This window comes from Afipia sp. OHSU_II-C1 (assembly GCF_000497575.1).
Taxonomy (GTDB): domain Bacteria; phylum Pseudomonadota; class Alphaproteobacteria; order Rhizobiales; family Xanthobacteraceae; genus Afipia.
Map to the genome: position 1 here is coordinate 121,651 of NZ_APJI01000011.1, position 13,968 is coordinate 135,618.

Below are 13,968 nucleotides of genomic sequence, written 5' to 3' on the forward strand. Positions count from 1 at the left end.
TCGGTTAGTTCATCGCGACCACGCCGGCATTCAGCGTGGTCGCGTAGGCGACCCAAGCCAGATACGGCGCGAGCAGCCAGGCAGCGGACTTGTCGGCGCGCGAAGCCGCGATCATTGTCATCACAATGGCGATCAACAGGCCGATGATGATAACGAGCGCGGTGCGCGTGCCGTGCCATCCGAAGAAGACTGGCGACCACGCCGCGTTCAGCGCAAGCTGAATCAGAAACCAGGTGATCGCCGTGGCCCGCGGAGCCGACGGCGCCGCGCGATCCCACAGGCGCCACAGGCTAACAGCCATCAGAATGTAGAGAATGGTCCACGCGATTGGAAAAACCACCGGCGGCGGCGTCCACCACGGCTTTGCCAGCGCCGCATACCACCCCGGGATTTCGGGCCGCGTCACATATGATTCGAGAATCCCGACGCCGAGACACAGCAGCAGGCAGAGGGCTAACCGCCCGGCTGATTTCGACGTCATGACACCCCTCCGTAGACGCTCACCGCGTCAGCTTTTCCAGCTCGGGAAACGCGGCGTAGCTGACGCCCTTACAAAGATCCTCGGTCTCTTCAATGATGCGATCGAGCCGTCCGTCGATGTATACGCCCGCGCGCTCTTTCGCGCCGGCGTAACGCCCGGCACTGCGCGCATTGAAACGCACGCACACCACATAGCGGCGGCGTCCCCCAACTTCCTTTTGCGCCGGTTCTGAAATCCCGGCCTCGCGTATGCCGGTCGGGTCATTCAGATAGGTGCGCAGCAGGGCCAGCAGTTCGGGGCGGTAGTTCGCCGGATACGGCTGGTTCTCGATGCCGCGGTCGGCGGTGTAGGACAGGCCGTCGCTTCCGCCGGTCCATGCACAACCGGCGAGACCGAGCGCAACCAGCGCCAGCGCTGTGCTCCTCGCATATGTCACCAATTTGCAACGCATTCCGATGAAGTCCACGGCCTGAGGCATCCCCTTGGGTTTCTTGCACATTGTGTCATTGACAAGGCAACCCCTCGCCGGTTGATTGCAACCACGGCACAGGTGCCAGCGCAAGCTGGCGAATAGGGAATTCGGTGCCGCCGTGCGGCCTCATCAAGGTGAAGTTTGCACGGCCAGTCCGAAGCTGCCCCCGCAACTGTCAGCGGTGAGCCGTTGTCCAATAGGCCACTGAGCGAAGGCTTTTCAGCCGGGCTTGGGAAGGCGGGCAACGGCGACGATCCGCGAGCCAGGAGACCTGCCTGTACCGGTCATCCTTCCGTCGCACGGGGCGTGCGAAGGGGCGGCTTTCCGCAGCGGTGACGTGACGTAACTGTTGCGGAGGTTCGGCCGATGGCCTGTTTCCTCAGTCAGGACGGAACGTATGGCGGCAGCAACCTGCCGCCGCACCGTCATGTCTGCGCGTTGTTACCGCGCCTCCGCGATCACATGCATCGGCGGGGCTTCAACGTGACACAATTTTCCAAATCTCTCTTTCCAAAAGCGGCATTCGCAGCGGCATGCCTCGCGGGCACCGCGCTGGTAAGCCCTACGCTTGCGCAGGACGCAGGCAGCCCGTTGCCGCCGATCAACGTCGACGCCAGCCGCCTCTATGGCGGCATCGTCGGCACATCGACAGCAACCATTACCGCCGAAGACATCGCACGTTCACCCAACCAGACGATTCAGGATGTGCTCGCGACCATTCCGGGCGTGCAACTCACGAATCTGTACGGCGCGGTGAACGGTACCGGCTCCGTCGTCGATCTTCGCGGGTTCGGCGCCTTTGCGTCGTCCAACACATTGTTCCTTATCAACGGCCGCCGTCTCAATGAGGCCGACCTTCAGGGCGTCGATCTCTCGACTATCCCGGTTCAATCGATCGCGCGCATCGAAGTCACGCGCGGCAACAGCGGCGCTGTGCTTTACGGCGACAACGCCGTCGGCGGTGTCATCAACATCATCACCAAAACGGGCGTGGGCATCGGCAAGCCGATCGCGGGGCGCATCGAGGGTGGTGTGGGCTCTTACGGGCAGCGCGAAGGCAATGGCTCGTTCAGCACCAACTCGGGACCATGGTCGTCCGCAGTGTTCGGCAACGCCGTTCATTCGGACGGATACCGGAAGAACAACAAGCTCGACCAGCAGAACGGGGTCGGCGAGATCCGCTACACCACGCCTGAGTTCAGCGCATTTTTCAATCTGTCCGGCGACCGGCAGCAGCTCGGCTTTCCCGGCACGCGCGCGAACATGTACACTCTCGATTTTTTCAACTTCACCAACCAGTTGCTCGATCTGCGCGGCACGACCACGCCGAACGATTACGGCAAGAAGCAAGGCGTCAACGCCACTGCGGGTTTCACAAAATCCTTGTGGGCAGGCGCGGAGCTGATCGTCGATGGCGGCGTCCGCAACAAGAAGCAGCAGGCGGGTTTCTTCGGCGATCCCAACTATGTGCTGTCGTTTCCGGGCGATCGTTTTCCTTACGCCTATGTGAACTCCGATCTGACGACGTGGTCGATCACGCCGCGCCTCAGCATGAAGAACACGTTCGGCAGCGTGACGTCGAGCATCCTGACCGGCCTCGACTACTACGATGCGCGCTACAGCTCGAACCGCCAGTACACGATCTCCGATCCGCCCAATCACGTCTACAACCTCTCGCAGCAGACCATTGCCGGCTACTGGCAGCAAACGCTGGGATTGTTGCCGAGCACCGACTTCTCCTACGGCGGACGCATCCAGCAGCTCAGCCTGAAGGCACGCGACAAGTACGATCCCACCGCGCCGGCAGGCAGCTTGCTGGCTCAGGCGACGCCTCTCGACAAGGACGAGACCAACCACGCCCTGCATGTCGGGCTCGAACATCGCTTCAACGAAAATTTCGCCGTCTTCGGCCGTGCTGCGCGAGCTTTCCGCACACCCAACGTGGATGAGCGCGTCGTTACCGGACCGGCGTTCGGAGGGGCCTTCCCATTTCCGCCGATTCCGCAAAACTTCGAGCTGAAGACGCAAACGTCCTACGATGTCGAAGGCGGCATTCGCATTCACGGCGGTCCGCTGGATATCCAGACCAGCTACTACGACATGCATCTGAAGAACGAGATCCACTACAATCCGGTCGCGTTCTACAACTACAACCTCGATCCGACGCATCGCTATGGTTCCGAGACTCAGGCATCGCTGCGGATCAACGAGGCGTTCAGGCTCAGGGGTGGTTTCGCCTACACGCGCGCCGTGTTCGAGGAAGGCCAGTTTGCCGGAAAGGACGTGCCGCTTGTTTCACGGCTTTCAGGAAGCGCCGGATTCACATGGAACATCTGGCAGAAGTACGCCGTGCTTGATGCCAGCGCACGCTTCTGGAGCAGCCGCCGTCTCGACAACGATCAGGCCAACACACAGGGTCTGATTGGCGCCAACGCGACCATCGACCTGAAGCTGAGCGGCGAGATCGACCGCTTCTTCTGGTCGGCGGCTGTTATCAACCTGTTCGACGCCCAGTATTACGACTACGGCATCGCCAGCGCGTTCACGCCAGGCTCTTACGCGATCTACCCGCTTCCCGGCCGCATGTTCCTGGTGAAAGCCGGCATGACGTTCTGACTCCAGCAGAACCGCCGCAAAACAGCACGGCCTGCGCCCATCTCGCGATGAGTGCAGGCCGTTCTTCTTTCCATGAACCGCTTCGATGCGGGGGCTATGCAATAGCGGTCACGGAAATATCAATGAAGAAGGATCAGCCCTTCTTCTGCACGGCAACGTGCTTCACAGGCGCCGCGGACGAGATATGCTTCTTGCTCACGACGGTGCCGGTCTTCTTGTGCGCCTTTTGATGCTTGATCTTCTTCGCCTTCACCTTCGCGTTGGCATTCGCAACCGACGGTTTCAGGGTTTCGGACTTGGCGGCTGGCGCCGTTTCGGTCTTCATGACGGTGGCGGCCATTGCAGGGGCGGCAATCATCGAACCCGCAACAAGGGCGGCAGAAATGATCTTCAGCATGGGTCTCTCCTGTCGTTATGCGATCGGGGGTGGCCGGTCGGATGGCCGGGTAACCGATCGTCGCAACAACGCTAGGACCGCCGCGCTGAACTCAATCTGAAGCGCGTCATGGGCTTTCGTTCATCTGGATGACAGTTTCGTTATGCGCCGGGCGCGGCAGATCGGCTGAAAATCGCCGGAATTATGACGGGCCATCGGAGGAATGTTTGAACCCGGCAGGTGTTTAAGACGTACAAACAAGCATAGGATCGTGTTTGTGGATCAACGGAGGCTACGCATGAGCAACTTGACCATCAGGCAAATATCTCTGGCGCTTCTTCTTTCGGCATTTGTCGCGGCACCCGCGGTTAATCTGGCACAAGCCGCCGGTTCCGATACGCCCGCGCCCCCTCCCGCCTCCGACACCAAGTCGCAGTCCAAGGACAACAAGAAAAAGAGCGAAAAGAAATCGTCGATCGAGGATCCTGCCTTCCTCCAGGGCTATCGTGCCGCCTATGCAACGATCTACGAGCGCAACGAATACGCATCCGCGATCGATCAGCTCAAGGCGCTCGGACAGGACGACCGCGCCGATGTCGCCAATCTGATCGGATACTCGTATCGCAAGCTCGGCAATTATGAACTTGCCAGCGTTTGGTATGAGCGCGCGCTGAAGGCCGATCCGAGCCACGTCCGCACCTGGCAGTATTATGGTCTGTGGCAGGTCGAACAGGGCAACCGCGAACAGGCGAAGCATCACCTCGCCCGGATCGAAACCCTCGCAGGCCGCGACAGCCCCGAATATCAATCGCTGGCCTCGGCGCTGACCACCGGCCGGACGTCCTACTGACCAGGCATATGGTTAGCCGCCCTGGTTAACCGGGAGATCAAGCCCCGCGAGCCGGATTTCGGCCACGCGGGGCTGTTTTGCGCGACTTGATCGCGCCTCGACAACACCGGAAAACCTCGTATAGACGAAGCCCGCGCGTCAGGACATGCGCGCCCAGGGGCTGATCCGGATATGACGAAGCCGAGAAAATATGAGCGGATTGCCTTCGTGGCAGGCCCGAGCAATGAGGCCCAGCAGGCCCTCGCCCAGCTCACCGCGGCCTATGGCAACCAGCCCTCTGACAAGGCCGATGTGGTGGTGGCGCTGGGCGGTGACGGCCTGATGCTGCAAACGCTGCACCGGCACATGCGGTCCGGCATCCCGATCTACGGCATGCATCGCGGCACCGTCGGCTTCCTGATGAACGAGTTCAGCCAGCATTCGCTGGTCGAACGGCTGGAAGCCGCAAAGCTCACCGTGATCAATCCGCTGCTGATGCGCGCCACCGACGTTCACGGCAAGGTGCATATCCATCACGCCATCAACGAGGTCTCGCTGTTCCGTCAGACCCACCAGGCCGCGCGACTGCGCATCCTGGTCGATGAGCATGAGCGCATGGCCGAGCTTATTTCGGACGGGATCATGGTGGCGACGCCTGCCGGCTCGACCGCCTACAATCTGTCGGCGCAGGGGCCGATCCTGCCGATCAATGCCGCCCTGCTCGCGCTCACCCCGATCAGCCCGTTCCGCCCGCGCCGCTGGCGCGGAGCGCTGCTGCCCAACACCGCGTTCGTCGTGTTCGAGGTTCTCGAATCCGACAAGCGGCCGGTCGCCGCCGTCGCCGACCATGACGAGGCCCGCGACGTGCAGCGGGTCGAAATTATCGCCGACAAGACCATCTCGATCCGCATGCTGTTCGACCCCGGCCACAGCCTGGAAGAGCGCATTCTGAGCGAGCAGTTCGGGTTCTGACCCCCAGCTCGTTCTGCCCCTGCCCGGCCGTCTTGGATAACCATTCGTTAACGGCGGCCGCATATAGTTAATGCGAGGTGTACCCTGTTTTCCGGGTGCGCCACCTCGGGCTGCGCATGTTCATCATCGACTTCAACAAGCTGCGGTTTCTTGTATGCGACGACAATGCGCATATGCGCCGAATTTTGCGCACGCTGCTGCATTCGTTCGGCGCGCGCGAAGTCTATGAAGCGGAAGACGGCGCGACCGCGCTCGAGATGTATTCCCACTACGTCCCCGACATCGTTATCACCGACTGGTCGATGCCGATTTTCGACGGACTCGAACTCGCGCAGATGATCCGCCAGCCCGAAGGCGTGGGGAATCCCTACGCGCCGATCATCATGCTGACCGGCCATTCGGAGAAGCGCCGCGTCATGGTGGCGCGCGATGCCGGAGTCACTGAATTCCTGGCGAAGCCGATTTCCGCCAAGGGACTTTACCAGCGCATCCTCAATGTGGTGGCCAATCCCCGGCCCTTCATCAAGACGAAGAACTATTTCGGTCCGGACCGCCGGCGCAATCCCAACGCGGCCTACATCGGCGTCGAACGGCGCATCGGCGGCAAAGCCGAAGTCATGCAGCAGCCCTCGCTGCTCGACAAAGCGCGTTCCGGAAACTAGGAGCACCCATGGCCCGCAAACCGCCAGCCGAGATCAAGGTCGATACCTTCGCGGACCATCAGGTCATCTCGCAGCCCAATCCGCTGCGCAAGATGGTTCGCTACGCAGAAGAGAAGGAGTTCGACGATCCGGTCGCTCGCGCCGAACAGGCGCTCGCCAGCCTGTCCGGCGAGTTCAACGACTGGATGCGGATCGAGTGCGACCGGCTCAGCAATGCCCATGCAGCGATCGTGCGCGACGGACTGAACGGCGAAAATCGCGAGGAACTGTTCCGCGCGGCGCACGACATCAAGGGCGGCGCTGCGACGTTCGGCTTCCCCACCGCCGCTGCCGCGGCGGAAAGCCTGTGCCGAATTATCGAACACGCGCCGGATCTCGCTCAGGTGCCGGGCGAATTGATCAAGCACCATGTCAACGCGATTCAGGCGATCTATCGCGAACAGTCCAAGATCAATGCCGTGGGCATGGCGGATGAGCTGAGCAAGAAGCTGCGCGGCGTCGCGGACGAATACCTGATCCACGTCAACCGCGACCGCCCCGAGCATCTCGAAGCGATCATGTCGCCGAGCATTGTTCCGGAAGCCTGAGCGACTCGCGATCAGTGCTCTGGCAACTCGCCGCTTCGTAGAGCGACCCGCCCTGTCAACACCCTCTGCATCATCCCGGCGAAGGCCGGGATTCATCTTGCACGATAGCGCGTCATCCTGAGGTGCGAGCCGCGCTTGCGGCGAGCCTCGAAGGATGACGGCTCAAGCTAGATTTCGGCGATTTTCAAAATACTACGCCGCAATGCGCCGGTCATAGTCATAATCGCGCTCATAGCGATCGTACCCGTCATACCGATCCATGGCAGTATCGACAAAGGCATGGACTGACGCGTCGTTATGTCGAGCGTCATCTTCGGTTCGCATATCGTCATAATGCAGCGGATCGGAATTCGCGACCGCATAGACGTCTTGCACCATATATTCATCCTTGGCGTAGTCATCGATATAGCGCGTGGTCTCGACACTGTCGCGATACTGCGGGTCGACCGCAGTAACATCGTAAGTATCTTCCGCGTCGTAGATCTCGTAGTCCTCTGACGTCTCGTAAGCATCGTCGGCGTCATACGCATTCATGGCGTCGTCAGCCTGATAGGCATCGTAGCCGCCCGCCTCTTCCGCTGCATGCGCGCTGAGCGCCCCGACAAAATCGTCGGCGGCCAGTTCGTCGCAGAACACACGCGCTTCCTCCCGCGCCGATTCCATTGCAAAGCGTCGAAGCAGGATCAGCAGCGGTTCGGAGACCGTTTCGGCGGTTTCGCACTGGGTGAGCACACGCTCGACCATGCGGCGGCGAAGCCGCGTCGCGCCGGCAACCGTGCCGACGAAGCCGACTTCATGTGAAGCCTCGAGCGCCGAGCGGAAGGCGCGATAAGTCGATTCCGGCAAACCGGCCTTGGCAAGCAGCGCGTTCAGGCTGGCGCCGCCGCGATCGTGCACAATCGCGGCCACGCGGCTGCGCGGCATGCCGGACAGTTCGACCAGCGATTCCTCGAACAGTTCGATGTTGCCCGACAAGAGCGCGCGCAGGATCAGCCCTGTATTGAGCTGGCCGATGGATCGCAGATGGCCGATCAGCGCAGTCATATCGGCGCCGCGCGCCTGCGCCGCGATGTTGACCGTGGAGCGCTCCATCGCCTCACCCGCCATGCGCCGGGCACGATCGGGATTCAGCCAGTCGCGTGCGGTGACAAACTGCGTCAGCGTGTCGGAGAGTTTCTGCGCCAGCGTCAGCCGGATCGCGGCAGGCAATTCATCTATCGTCAGCAGCGACTCGCGGATCGCGGCGAGATGGCCAAACCGCTCAGCGATGCGCGCCAGCGAGAAATCCGCAAACTGCGCGGCGCGATTTTCGATCAGTTCCAGCACCGACGAGGCGCAGCCGACTTCGGCGATCGCCGCGCAGACCGACGGCGGCAGATCGAAACGGCGCGCGATGGCGCACTGCGTCTTGGCGTTTCCGGTCGCAACGATGTCCACGAGATCGGAGTCGAGCAGCAACGGAGAGTGTTCGAGGATCGGAACCGCCACCGAGGCCTGATCGACAGCAAGCGCCGCCACGATCGCGGCGGGCGCATCCAGTGAGTGTGCGAAAACTTCCGCCATCGCCTGCCGGACCAGCGGCGAGCCATCATCGAGAAGCATCAGCAGCGCGCCTTCAGCGGCGGCGCGATCGTCTTCCGACAAATCGGAAACGAGCCAGGCGCGGGCCAGACACCGCGTCGCCTCTGCGCGCTCCCCCGCGGGAGCTGTGCGAACCCAACTAATAAACTGCCGAACGATCATGGGTGTTCCGGCTTACGCAACATGCCAAGGCACCGCGACGCGACGCCACTGTTACGAACCGTAAACCATGACACTTAAGAAAACGTTCACCATAAACGGCTGTGTTTGTTGAGGTTTCATTAACCTCGCTGAACGCGCGGACTCAGCGTCCCACCACGCGCCTGATCAACGCGACAATGGCAGCCCGGTAGTCCGCAGCATCTTCACCGGCATCGATCGCCAGCGCCGCGCGATCGAACGCTGCCGACAGGAGATCGGCCAGCGCCGCAAGCGGCAGGCCTCGCGTATCCATCGCTGCTTCGAGCCCGCTGCGCAGCGTGCGCTCCGCATTCTCTTCGTCCAGCTTTTTCATTTCGGCCTGCCCGAGAACCGACGGCCCTTCGATCAGAAGCAACCGCGTCCGGCCGGGCACGCGCATCGCATCGAGATAGGCCGAACTTCCTTCGACCAGCGCATCGATCGGAGACAAACCCGCGAGCGCCCTTTGCTCGATGGCCGCCGCGACCGCGAGCGCCTCCCCGGTAACGATCGCCCGGAACAGCGCCCGTTTGTCCTCAAAGTGATGGTAGAGCGCGCCGCGCGTAATGCCCGCCGCGGCGACGATTTCCGGCGTCGAGGTTTCCGCATACCCCTTCTCGACGAACAGCGTCCTCGCCGCCCGCATCAGGGCGGCCCGGGTCTTTTCCGTGCGGTCACGATTGGAGCGCGGCAATTCGTCCGGTTTGCGATGTTGCATACATACAGCCTGTATGTTATTTACCAAGAAACATACAGACTGTATGTTGATTTGCAAGGGATGACCACCATGAAAGTCACCAGCTACTATCCCGTCATCATGACCGGTGACGTGGCCGCCACGGCCGATTTCTATAAGGCCCACTTCGGCTTCGAGGAGGCCTTCGGCAGCGACTGGTACGTCCACCTGCGCTCGAAAGCCGACCCGAGTGTCAACCTCGCGGTCCTCGACGGCACCCACGAGACGATCCCGGAGACCGGCCGCGGCCGGGTGTCGGGCCTGCTGCTGAACTTCGAGGTCGAAGACCCCGACGAGATGTACGCCAAGGCAAAGGCCGCAGGTCTGCCCATCCTGATCCCTCTCCGCGACGAGGCGTTCGGGCAGCGTCACTTCATCACATCGGACCCGAACGGTGTGCTGATCGATGTGATCAAGCCGATCCCGCCCAGCGCGGAATTCGCGGAACTTTATGCAAAGGATTCACTGCCAACGTGAGTCGCATCAACGGTCTGCGTTTCAGAGTTGAATCAAGGTCTCAACCCTGAAACGCACTCCAGAACATCGACAGGCCTGCAACCAGCATCAGGCCCTCCATCAAATAGTGGAAGTTCGCCGCGTTAATGTGCATGACCACACGCTTGGCGATGAACGCGCCCACGAAGAGCGATGATCCGGCAATCAGTCCCTTGAAGATGATGTCGGGCGGCAGAGCATCGAGCCGCTGAAACGTGATCGCCTTGCTGATGTAGACGGCGAGCGAGACGGCCGCTTCGGTTCCCAGCAACGGCCCTCTGATGAGCCCGTAGGATACGAAGATCGGGACGGTCATCGGTCCGGTCGATGCCACAATGCCGGTGAGATAGCCCATCGCCGCACCGATGATCGCAAGCGACCACAGCGGCAGCGTGAACTGGCGCGCATGCATCCAGCGGCGGAACGGTATCATCAAAATGAAAAACGCACCGATGGCGATGTCGACGAAGCCCGAAGGCAGCGCGAGCAGCGTTCCCGCGCCAAGGGCGGCGGCCGGTATGCCGGGAACCGCGTAAACAACGACCGCGCGCCAATCGATGTCGCGCCACCATGCGAGGATGCGCGCTATGTTCGCCATGATCGCGGCGATGGCCATGATCGGCACCGCCTGCTTCGGCCCGAACGAATAGGCCAGCACCGGCAGCAGCATGATCGACGTGCCGGTCCCGACAATGCCGCCGAGAATACCGGCAATCAGGCCGACGATAAGGATGAAGGCATAGATCAAGGTGCAGATCCGGCGATGAGACCGCCGAAGCTATGTCAACCTGCGGCGAGTCGCCTACCGCGATCTTCCCCGGAAGAGTTGGCGCGAAGCCTAGCCGCTGAAAACGCCGGTCGAATCGCTGAACAACCCAAGCCCCTGCGGGGCCTCCGTCCGGGTGGCCGCGCCCGCCGGCAGCGGGTTCGTGATCGACGTGTTGTTGCCCCACAGTTCGCGCACCGTATTGGACACCGGCTCGGGACGATCGCCCGTCTGATACAGCGAACGGAAAACCGGCTGAGCGGGCGTTTGCAGCGCCGCGACCTGGGCCGGCGCCTCGGCAGGCGCGCGAACTTGCGGAAAGCTCGAGAGATACGCTGCATTGTCGACAGGCGCCGCCGCCATGCGCGAGCCGGGCGTGACGCCAGCCGCGGCCATGGCGGTGCGCGCCGTCGGGGAATTCGCCGCTGCATCGTAGCGCGAAGTCAGCACCGAATAGACCTGCGAGACGCTGCGCGCGCTGCCGTCGCGGTTGTAGAAGATCGAACGGTTGGCGGCGGCGGCGCTCGGAAACATCGCCGGGCCGGACGCGTATGGATTGCCCTCCGCGCTCGAAATCAGCCGCGATGCGCCGCTCACCCCCATGAAATGCGCCATGTACAGCTCGCCGTCGGTCGGTCGGCGGCCGATCATGCCGGTCAGCTTGAAGCTGTTGGACTGGGTCAGCACACCCGCCATGGCGGCGTTGGCGGCGGGATCGTCGCGCAGCTTCAGGATCTCATCGCGCGTGGCAGAATCGGCGACCGAGTAACGGCCCGAGTCGGATTTCGTGATCGCGTCGGCATATTTGCCGAAGCCGAAGGTAGCTCCCGCCTCCTTTACCGTGCCGAGCCAGGTCTGTTCGATGAACTGATAGAGCCCCCGCGCCGACGAGGTCGAAGCCTGCGCGCTGGGGTTGAGATTGGATTCGATCTTCGCCGCCGAGATCAGATATTCGAAGCTGGCGCCGGTCGCGCTGGCGGCATTCTTGATCGTGCCCGCGATTTTCGCGCGCGCGGAATCAAGCCCGGTCGTTATGCTTGAAGTATCGACAGCCATGATGGTGCCCGCTCCCCAGGAACCAACCGTAACCTGCCCCATTTATGGTTAACGGGGCGTTAATTCCCGAAGCGCGCGCCGTCCTTCGCCCGGCATGCAGCAGCCATGCGGGTTCGGCATGACCGAAGGTCCATCCTTTGCATTGTCCTGAGCATGATCAACGCACTCAGCATAGCCGACGCGACATGGGCTTTCCTGGGGCTGATCGCTAGCCTGCTGGTCGCGTCGACCGCTCTGTTCTGGAGCATCGAGGATCAACGGGCCAAGCGCCGGCTCAGGAAAGACTAAGGTCTAGCGATAGACCTTGGCGGGATCGAACACCTTGTCGGCGTCAACGAACGTCAGCTTCGCCTCGCCACCCTCACCGGTGACGGCGCGGTAGAAGCATGAGCGCCGGCCGGTATGGCACGCGGCCCCTGCCTGCTCGACCTTGATCCACACGGCGTCCTGATCGCAGTCCATCCGCATCTCGACAACACGCTGCACATGGCCGGAGCTTTCGCCCTTCTTCCAGAGCTTCTTGCGCGAACGGCTGTAGTACCAGGCCTCGCCGGTCGCGATGGTCTTGCGCAGCGCCTCGTCGTTCATGTGCGCGACCATCAGCACGTCGCCGTTGCCGGCGTCGGTTGCCACGCAGGTCACGAGGCCGGACGCGTCGAATTTGGGCTGAAACGTCAGCCCTTCCTCGACGTCATGCGAGTGTGTGTGTGATGAAGTCACGGCGTTACCTTGTCAAAGGAAGGCGCGGACGCCTTCGTTCGAAGGCTTATACGCCACGGACCATGTTGAGAAAACGGGCCTGTTCTTCAGGATTGTCCTGAAACACGCCGGTGAAGCGCGACGTCAGGGTCTTCGTCCCCGCCTTGGCGATGCCGCGCACCGACATGCAGGTGTGCTCGGCTTCCATCACCACCGCCACGCCGCGCGGCTTGAGGATGGCGTTGATCGCACCGGCGACCTGCGCGGTGAGATGTTCCTGGGTCTGAAGACGATGGGCGAAAGCATCCACCAGACGCGCCAGCTTCGACAGGCCGACCACGCGGTCCACCGGAGCGTAGGCGATGTGCGCCTTGCCGTAGAACGGCATCACGTGATGCTCGCAGTGCGAATGGAAGTTGATGTCGCGCATCAGCACGAAATCGTCGTAGCCGGCCGTCTCGCCGAACGTGCGGTCGAGGATTTCCGCCGGGCACTGGGCATACCCCTGAAACAGTTCGTCATAGGCTTCGATCATGCGGCGGGGCGTATCGAGCAGGCCCTCGCGGCTGGTGTTCTCGCCGATGTAAGCCAGAAGCGTCTTTGCAGCCGCCTCGGCCTCGCTGCGGGATGGACGAACCAGACCGGGGTCGATGGCAGACGCCATGTAGTCGGAAGCAGGAATTTCGGATTTTTCCGCCGGCTTGCCGGTGCGGATCGGCTTGATGATCGCGTCCATTTCGTCTCCGTTCGACCGGCCCGGGTCCATTGTAACCTCGACGGAGGGGCCGGAGTGTCACCGCAGCCGCGGCAGCGATACTCAGCCGCCGGACGCCTAGCCTGCATGATTGCAGCAAATCGCAGGAAAAACCGTCTATATTTCCGTGCATTGCTGAAATGCAGGCGGTTTATTCCTGCATTATGGCCATTATATAGGCTCAGGGCCGTGACCGCCAAGGGCGGAGCGCGGCAGGGGTCTCATGCAAGAGCGAAATTCGACCGCCATGCTGAACGACATCTACAACAAGAAGATCATCGAACTGGCGGGCAATATCCCGCGCCTCGGGCGGCTTGCCGACCCGGACGCCTCCGCGACAGCCCATTCCAAGCTGTGCGGCTCGACTGTGAAGGTCGACCTCAAAATGCAGGACGGCGTGGTGAGCGATTTCGCCCACGACGTGAAGGCCTGCGCATTGGGCCAGGCCTCCTCCTCGATCATGGCGCGCCATGTGATCGGCTCCAACGCCGCCGAGCTGCGTGAGTTGCGCGAAACCGTGCGCAGGATGCTCAAGGAAAACGGCGCGCCGCCGCAAGGCAAATGGGCGGATGTCGCCATGCTGGAGCCGGTGCGCGACTACAAGGCGCGCCACGCCTCGACCCTGCTGACGTTCGATGCGGTGGTGGATGCCATTGGCCAGATCGAGGCCAAAGCCGCAGGCACCCTCGCCCCGGCGCAAGGCTGA

17 protein-coding genes and 1 riboswitch are annotated in these 13,968 nt (G+C 62.1%); of the genes, 8 read left to right on the top strand and 9 right to left on the bottom strand.

Annotation, left to right across the window (positions count from 1 at the left end; translation table 11 throughout):
* Window positions 1–4: 4 nt before the first annotated feature.
* Both I554_RS0112450 and I554_RS0112455 read right to left on the bottom strand, forming a co-directional pair.
* The gene (locus tag I554_RS0112450; RefSeq protein WP_024574960.1) at window positions 5–481 is read right to left on the bottom strand and encodes a TspO/MBR family protein; all 477 of its coding nucleotides are present in this window, start codon (window positions 479–481) and stop codon (window positions 5–7) included.
* 19 nt (window positions 482–500) lie between these two features.
* On the bottom strand, window positions 501–932 hold the full coding sequence (locus I554_RS0112455) for a hypothetical protein (protein ID WP_244432743.1): 432 nt from the start codon (window positions 930–932) through the stop codon (window positions 501–503).
* Window positions 933–1,012: 80 nt separating this feature from the next.
* A riboswitch (cobalamin riboswitch) is annotated at window positions 1,013–1,247 on the top strand.
* A 72-nt stretch (window positions 1,248–1,319) separates the two neighbouring features.
* On the opposite strand from I554_RS0112455, the gene I554_RS0112460 reads away from it, so the two are divergent.
* Window positions 1,320–3,569 carry a TonB-dependent receptor gene (locus I554_RS0112460; RefSeq protein WP_244432744.1) on the top strand — a complete coding sequence of 750 codons (2,250 nt, stop codon included), beginning with the start codon at window positions 1,320–1,322 and terminating at the stop codon, window positions 3,567–3,569.
* A 133-nt stretch (window positions 3,570–3,702) separates the two neighbouring features.
* Here the strand turns inward: I554_RS0112460 and I554_RS0112465 are convergent, their stop codons facing one another.
* Complete coding sequence (locus I554_RS0112465; protein WP_024574957.1) at window positions 3,703–3,966, bottom strand: hypothetical protein; 264 nt, start codon at window positions 3,964–3,966, stop codon at window positions 3,703–3,705.
* 277 nt (window positions 3,967–4,243) lie between these two features.
* Between I554_RS0112465 and I554_RS0112470 the strand changes: the two genes are divergently transcribed.
* The 4 genes from I554_RS0112470 to I554_RS0112485 all read left to right on the top strand — a co-directional run bounded on the left by I554_RS0112470 (window position 4,244) and on the right by I554_RS0112485 (window position 6,995).
* Entirely contained in the window at window positions 4,244–4,795 is a 552-nt protein-coding gene (locus I554_RS0112470) for a tetratricopeptide repeat protein (RefSeq protein ID WP_024574956.1), read from the top strand.
* Between the two features lie 171 nt (window positions 4,796–4,966).
* Window positions 4,967–5,746 (top strand): NAD kinase, encoded by a 780-nt coding sequence (locus I554_RS0112475; protein WP_024574955.1) that lies wholly within the window; start codon window positions 4,967–4,969, stop codon window positions 5,744–5,746.
* A 116-nt stretch (window positions 5,747–5,862) separates the two neighbouring features.
* Window positions 5,863–6,408 carry a response regulator gene (locus I554_RS0112480; protein WP_024574954.1) on the top strand — a complete coding sequence of 182 codons (546 nt, stop codon included), beginning with the start codon at window positions 5,863–5,865 and terminating at the stop codon, window positions 6,406–6,408.
* 8 nt (window positions 6,409–6,416) lie between these two features.
* A complete protein-coding gene (locus I554_RS0112485; protein WP_024574953.1) occupies window positions 6,417–6,995 on the top strand; it encodes an Hpt domain-containing protein in 579 nt (192 codons plus the stop codon).
* A 192-nt stretch (window positions 6,996–7,187) separates the two neighbouring features.
* On the opposite strand, the gene I554_RS0112490 is transcribed toward I554_RS0112485, so the two are convergent.
* Window positions 7,188–8,738: a DUF2336 domain-containing protein gene (locus tag I554_RS0112490; RefSeq protein ID WP_024574952.1), complete on the bottom strand. Its 1,551-nt coding sequence runs from the start codon at window positions 8,736–8,738 to the stop codon at window positions 7,188–7,190.
* Between the two features lie 142 nt (window positions 8,739–8,880).
* Window positions 8,881–9,474: a TetR/AcrR family transcriptional regulator gene (locus tag I554_RS0112495; protein WP_024574951.1), complete on the bottom strand. Its 594-nt coding sequence runs from the start codon at window positions 9,472–9,474 to the stop codon at window positions 8,881–8,883.
* A gap of 69 nt (window positions 9,475–9,543) precedes the next feature.
* Between I554_RS0112495 and I554_RS0112500 the strand changes: the two genes are divergently transcribed.
* Window positions 9,544–9,969 carry a VOC family protein gene (locus I554_RS0112500; RefSeq protein ID WP_024574950.1) on the top strand — a complete coding sequence of 142 codons (426 nt, stop codon included), beginning with the start codon at window positions 9,544–9,546 and terminating at the stop codon, window positions 9,967–9,969.
* Between the two features lie 40 nt (window positions 9,970–10,009).
* Here I554_RS0112500 and I554_RS0112505 read toward each other — a convergent pair whose 3' ends face one another.
* A complete protein-coding gene (locus I554_RS0112505; RefSeq protein ID WP_024574949.1) occupies window positions 10,010–10,735 on the bottom strand; it encodes a sulfite exporter TauE/SafE family protein in 726 nt (241 codons plus the stop codon).
* 90 nt (window positions 10,736–10,825) lie between these two features.
* Complete coding sequence (locus I554_RS0112510) at window positions 10,826–11,809, bottom strand: transglycosylase (RefSeq protein ID WP_024574948.1); 984 nt, start codon at window positions 11,807–11,809, stop codon at window positions 10,826–10,828.
* Window positions 11,810–11,962: 153 nt separating this feature from the next.
* On the opposite strand from I554_RS0112510, the gene I554_RS27730 reads away from it, so the two are divergent.
* The gene (locus tag I554_RS27730; protein ID WP_275450896.1) at window positions 11,963–12,097 is read left to right on the top strand and encodes a hypothetical protein; all 135 of its coding nucleotides are present in this window, start codon (window positions 11,963–11,965) and stop codon (window positions 12,095–12,097) included.
* 3 nt (window positions 12,098–12,100) lie between these two features.
* On the opposite strand, the gene hisI is transcribed toward I554_RS27730, so the two are convergent.
* Together hisI and folE are read right to left on the bottom strand one after the other, a co-directional pair.
* Window positions 12,101–12,529: a phosphoribosyl-AMP cyclohydrolase gene (hisI, locus tag I554_RS0112520; protein WP_024574947.1), complete on the bottom strand. Its 429-nt coding sequence runs from the start codon at window positions 12,527–12,529 to the stop codon at window positions 12,101–12,103.
* Between the two features lie 46 nt (window positions 12,530–12,575).
* Complete coding sequence (gene folE / locus I554_RS0112525) at window positions 12,576–13,244, bottom strand: GTP cyclohydrolase I FolE (RefSeq protein ID WP_024574946.1); 669 nt, start codon at window positions 13,242–13,244, stop codon at window positions 12,576–12,578.
* A gap of 265 nt (window positions 13,245–13,509) precedes the next feature.
* On the opposite strand from folE, the gene I554_RS0112530 reads away from it, so the two are divergent.
* Window positions 13,510–13,968, top strand: a complete 459-nt coding sequence (locus I554_RS0112530) for an iron-sulfur cluster assembly scaffold protein (RefSeq protein WP_024574945.1) — start codon at window positions 13,510–13,512, stop codon at window positions 13,966–13,968.